This window comes from Spirosoma profusum (genome assembly GCF_014699005.1).
GTDB lineage: Bacteria > Bacteroidota > Bacteroidia > Cytophagales > Spirosomataceae > Spirosoma > Spirosoma profusum.
This window is the reverse complement of sequence record NZ_JACWZY010000014.1, coordinates 176,241-182,240: the sequence shown is the minus strand read 5'-3', so window position 1 is coordinate 182,240 and position 6,000 is coordinate 176,241. Positions and strand designations below refer to the sequence as shown.

Here is a 6,000-nt window from a genome sequence, read left to right as displayed (position 1 = left end):
GCCTGCGCAAAGCGGTCGAGCGCATTCTAAGTCAGGTCGGTCAAGAATACACCATTACTTTTGCTTAACCCCTTAAGTTGTCCTAACTTACAAATAAGGAGATCTTAAGATGCTTCATTCTTCAGCATGACAAAAACACTCATTCTGGAGTTGCATCTGAAAGTTTAAACAGCCTCAATACCTAAGTTGTGCTTTGTCAAAAGATGTAGAGCAAGGGTATATGTATTACTACAAGTTCGCGTCCTGGCCGGCATCCAGCTTTTTAAGCATAACCTCCAACGCGTTTCGATTATAATTATCGGGCGATTTGGGCAGGGCCATTCTGAGGAATTCAGCTGCTTTTTTGTATTCGCCCAGGGCGGAATGTGCCCTTCCCATACCCGCCAACGTAACAAATTCGGTTGGGTATTTGGCATAATTGGTTTTGTAAATCTTTACTGCCTCCTGAATTTCATTGGAACGTAACAGCGTCCGGGCATACCCATGCATATCGAGCATACTGGCCATGGGAAGTGCTTCTTCCATCACTTTTTTGGCTTCCTGAGCGCGATTCATGCGGAAAAGTACTGCGGCTTTTGTGCTTATTGTCTGGAAGTTTTTAACGCCCATAATCCGCAAATTAATCGCCCGGTCCATCCACTCAAGTGCCTGAGGCAGTTCTACGTTGTTTTGCAGGCAGTAGTTGGCGGCCGTCACCAAATCCGTATGAGAACGCGTACTTTTGAAATAAGCTCGAAACGCATCCATCTGGATTTTTTTCTTGTCTACTTCAACGGTAAATGGGATCATCAACTTCTCCCACGACATCGTAATAGTCGCCGTACTATCCGTCTGATTTACAAATTCATAGCTCAACCACTCTTCGCTTTTGGGAAGAACTTGGTTTTTGACCGTCACGCGCAGGGCATCCGCTTCCGGCTCGTAATAAAAACTGCCCCAGGAGGTTGAATTTTTAGAAAATACCAGTGTGCTTTCACTCTGGCCCAGCGCAATAAAAAAACCGTATGTACCGGCGACCAGGTCTTTACCTTCAATTTTTACGGGATGCGAGAACGTAATGGTGGTATTCTCGTTAGCACCCGCCCGCCAGGGAACCGAATAACTGGTCCCATGCCCCAAATCCACAAAACCGTAATGAGCAATGGGGGTATTGTAGATTTTACCTTCGCGCCCTTTCACACCGGGACGATTATACGTAATGGCTATTTTTACCAGGCCAATCTGCTCGGCTACCCACGCTCGTTTGTTACCTCCATCCGGTTCAAGTGGAATACGGTCTAATTGCGCATAAGTAATTGACTTACTGATGATAAAAATAAGAAGTAAAGCAATTCTCTTTTTCATAGTGTAGTAGTTAGAGCTTACATTAAGTCTCTAACTACCACATTATCTGCGTATTGCCCAGTTGCTTTTTATGAAAGGTTCATACACCTGATAAATGCAGATCACCCGAATAAAATTGCTTATTCTCCCGATACTTATTTACGTCAGTGCGCCAGCAGCCAGTTTTCGCCGGTGCCGATACCGGTTTCCATTCGAACGGCCATCGGAATGGCATTTTTCATGATGTCGTCGACTCGCTCACGTAGCAGTTCGATTTCATCGCGGTGAGCATCGAAAACAAGTTCGTCATGGACGGTCAGAATCATTTTCGATTTCAGGCGCTCCTGCTGCATAAACTCGTGGATACGTATCATGGCAATCTTGAGCATGTCGGCGGCACTACCCTGAATGGGCGCGTTCACGGCGTTACGTTCGGCAAACATCCGGTCAGTCTGGTTGCGCGAATTGATATCACGAAGATAACGGCGACGGCCCAGAATGGTTTCGGCATAACCAAAGCCGCGTGCCTTTTCAATACACTGGTCGATGTAATCTTTTACTGCCGGAAATCCAGCAAAATATTCCTCAATAATTTCGGCGGCTTCTTTACGTGGAATCTTTAACCGTTGCGAAAGTCCAAAGGCGGAAATACCATAAATAATGCCAAAATTGATGGTTTTGGCTTTCCGACGCATATCGCCCGTAACCTCATCAAGACCAACATGGAAAACCTTACTGGCCGTTTGCGTATGGATATCGACGCCATTATTAAACGCATCGAGCATGGTTTTGTCGCCACTGAAAGCCGCCATGATACGTAGCTCTATCTGCGAATAATCGGCCGACATAATAAGGAATTCCGGTCCACGTGGCACGAACGCCTTCCGAATTTCCTGACCACGTGGGGTACGTATCGGGATGTTCTGTAGGTTCGGGTTTACCGAAGACAGCCGTCCTGTAGCGGCAACGGCCTGATTGAACGACGTATGCACGCGTCCGGTACGTGGACTAATAAGCAGCGGCAGTACGTCGACGTAGGTGTTTTTGAGTTTAATTAACTCCCGATAATCCAGAATCTTACGGGCGATTTCGTGTTCTACTTCCAGTTTCGACAAGATTTCCTCGCCCGTCGCGTATTGGCCGGTTTTCGTCTTTTTAGCGTTTTTATCGAGCTTCAGTTTCTCGAACAAAACCTCGCCTAGCTGCTTCGGAGAGCCAATATTGAACGACTCGCCTGCTATGCTGAAAATCTCCTGCTGCACCTGCCGCATATCAACATCCAACGTAGCAGATAGCTCGGCCAGCGCTTTCGTATCGAGCGTAACACCTTCCAGTTCCAGGTCTGTGAGCACACGGACAAGCGGCATTTCGACCTGATCGAACAGTTTATGGAGGTTATCTTTTTCGAGTCGAGGGGCGAATACCTGTTTCAGCTGCAACGTAACGTCGGCGTCTTCGGCTGCGTAGTCAACCACTTTCTGTATCTCTACATCACGCATCGTGAGTTGCCCCTTGCCTTTCTTTCCAATCAGCGACTCAATTTCTACAGGGCTGTAATTCAGGTATGTCATCGCCATCATGTCCATATTATGGCGCATTTCCGGCTCGATGAGGTAGTGCGCTATCATCGTATCGAACAACTTACCCTGTACCTCGACGCCGTACTTTTTCAGCATCAGGAGGTCGTATTTCAGATTCTGTCCAATCTTGCTAATGGCCGGATTTTCCAGCATCGGTTTGAATTGGTCTACCACGGCCTGAGCTTCAGCCCGGTCCTCGGGTACGGGAACGTAGAACGCTTCGCCTGTGCGATACGCAAACGACAAGCCTACTAAATCAGCTTCAACGGGGTCAATGGCGGTGGTTTCGGAATCGAAACAGATGCTTTCCTGAAGATTCAGGTAATGAACCAGACTGGCACGCAATTCTGGCGTATCGACCAACCGGTAATCGTGCTTCACCGACAGAATCGTTTTTCGGCGTTCGGGCTGATTTTCATCAATTTCATAATCCGGGTAAACGTCTAGATACGCCGGCTGTTCGGTAACTTCGGCACCCGTTTTATCATCAGTTGTAATCGTTTCGGTAACCTTGTTGGGCGTTGCTTCCGCAGCCGACGACGCTGGCACCTTTACAGTAGTGCGTTTGCCTTTGGGTTTCTCAGTCGATGGTGCCGACGCCGTAGCCGCACCCGAAAAATCGAATGGTAAATCATCCGCCCCCGACGGGTTGACCGCGCTCATATTCGGAAACGGCATGAATGCAGGCGTATTACCACCAGGAGAATCGAACAGATTCATCTGACCAGCACCACCCGTTTTGAACGTAGCGGGAAGTGGTTTTTCCTCAAAGTCAGAACCGAGCAAACGGGTCTTCATTTGCCGGAATTCTAATTCATCCAGGAGAGCCGACAGCCGTGGTTTGTCATATTCCGTATGCCGTAGTTTATCTTCATCAAAATCAACCGGTACGTCCAGATGAATGGTTGCCAGTTGCTTCGACAGCAATCCCTGTTGGCCAAAATTCACTACGTTCTCTTTCAGTTTTCCTTTCAGTTCATCGGCGCGGGCAATCAGGTTCTCCACTGAACCAAAATCGGCGATGAGTTTCTGCGCCGTTTTTTCGCCGACGCCTGGAATTCCCGGAATATTGTCGACCGAATCGCCCATCAATCCCAGCATATCGGTTACCTGATCGATACGTTCAATCTGCCACCGGTCCAACACTTCTTTCACACCCAGTTTCTCAACGGGTTTCCCCATGAATGCCGGCTTGTAAATGTGAATATGCTCTTCAACCAATTGCCCGTAATCTTTATCGGGCGTCATCATATAGACCTCAAAATCAGCGAGTGCCGCTTTTTTGGCAATGGTCCCGATAATATCATCAGCCTCGAATCCCTCCAGAATCAGAATCGGGATGTGCATGGCCTCCACAATCTTTTTGATATAAGGAACGGCCACACTTATATCTTCCGGCTGCGACTGTCGAGTGGCTTTATACATCGGAAATTGTTCGTGCCGAAAGGTCTTCTTCGCCGAGTCGAACGCGATGCCGATGTGAGTGGGTTTTTCTTTCGTCAATACTTCGATCATGGCGTTCATGAAACCAAAAATCGCCGACGTATTAACGCCCCTTGACGAGATACGAGGAGCTTTGCTAAAGGCAAAATGAGCGCGGTAAACCAGTGCTAGCGCGTCTAACAGGAAGAGTTTTTTCTGTGGTTGGGCCATTCGAAAGGAGTCACAAATCAATTCGCCAAAGGTCGAAAGTCTTACGGACAATCACGCATTTTTGACTAGGCAAATTGATGAAATTGTAGGAGAAATCACCTTCTTACAGAACGTTCATAGAGGGGTTTTGATTCCTTCAAAATGGGTCAACGTAGAGACAAGGCATGCCTTGTCTCTACGTTGGGACGCAATGTTTCAAGTGCTGTTACTGCGGCAGCAACAATCGGTCAATAATATGTACGACTCCGTTAGTTGCTGTGATATCAGGGAACGTAACATTCGATGCCGACGTACCATTTCCTTTGCCGGTAACTGTAACGGCGGTGGCACTGGACGTAGCAGTAATAGTGCCGCCCTGCAACGTAGTGAGACTTGAGCCGTTGCTAATCAAGGGTGTATACGTCCGTCCGTTCAATACGTGGTATCCTAGTACGCTGGCTAACGTAGCAACAGGAGCTTTAGCGATGGCTGTGGAGTCGTAACCAGCCGCTCGAAAAGCGGCATCTGTTGGCGCAAACACCGTAATCGCATTCGCCGATGACAGCGACGTAGCAGACCCTGCCCGCGTAACGGCTGCCTGTAATAATTTAAACGACGCTGTAGGTACCAGTGTCGGGATGCCCTGAATGGTCTTTACTACGTCCCCAAATATGGGTGGCAGCAAAATTCGGTCAATAGCGTGTACGACACCGTTGGTAGCCGCCCCATCGGTCTGAACAATTCGGGCTCCGTTTACTGAAATAATAGTCGCCGTGCCTGAAGTTGTCGACGTTGATGTTCCCGAAGCCGACGTCACTTTCGAGATATACACGGGCGCACTGGCCATTGTCTGTTGCGGATTATTGACCCCTGTCTGTATATCTGCACCGCCAATCCGGGTCGACAAAACGTGGTATTGCAATACGGATTTCAGCAGTTCAGCCGGGGCAGCATTGATGGCTGCTACGTCGGCATAACCAAATGCCTTAAATGCGTCGTCAGTTGGGGCGAACAGCGTGAACGTACCGGCCTGATTCAACGTAGCATCCATCCCCGATTTTGTGAGTGCGGCTTTAAGAATAGTGAAACGGCTGCCGTTGCTAATAAGCTGGCTGATCGTTGTGAGCCCTGGAGCCGTTTCTTCCTGCTTTTTGCAGGCCGAAAAAAAGACGGTCATTCCACTCAAAATACATAGCAATAAGCCCCAGGTTCGCAGAACGTGCGTGGGTCGATTTGTGTACATCATCTGATTAGTAGTGAGAAACGTTTTCAAAACAGGGTATTCGTTCTCCAAAGAACGGCAATTAAGGGGTTTTGTTTCACCGACGATAATTGACCGAAGTTGTTTGGCTATTTGGATTTTCGCTCGTTGGTTTGTAAAAAAGTCAATAGTCATCAGTCGTTAGACATCATGCTTTACAGAAACTGACTCACTAACGACTGATGACTATTGACTAACAACTCA

General features: G+C 48.0%; 3 protein-coding genes. All 3 read right to left on the bottom strand.

Annotated elements, in window-relative coordinates; translation table 11 throughout:
- Nucleotides 1–228: 228 nt before the first annotated feature.
- The gene (locus tag IC229_RS17450) at nt 229–1,344 is read right to left on the bottom strand and encodes a DUF2911 domain-containing protein (protein WP_190888277.1); all 1,116 of its coding nucleotides are present in this window, start codon (nt 1,342–1,344) and stop codon (nt 229–231) included.
- Between the two features lie 143 nt (nt 1,345–1,487).
- A complete protein-coding gene (gene polA, locus IC229_RS17445) occupies nt 1,488–4,556 on the bottom strand; it encodes a DNA polymerase I (protein ID WP_190888276.1) in 3,069 nt (1,022 codons plus the stop codon).
- A 205-nt stretch (nt 4,557–4,761) separates the two neighbouring features.
- Nucleotides 4,762–5,808, bottom strand: coding sequence for a fasciclin domain-containing protein (locus tag IC229_RS17440; protein ID WP_223834054.1), 1,047 nt, complete (start codon nt 5,806–5,808; stop codon nt 4,762–4,764).
- Nucleotides 5,809–6,000 lie beyond the last annotated feature (192 nt).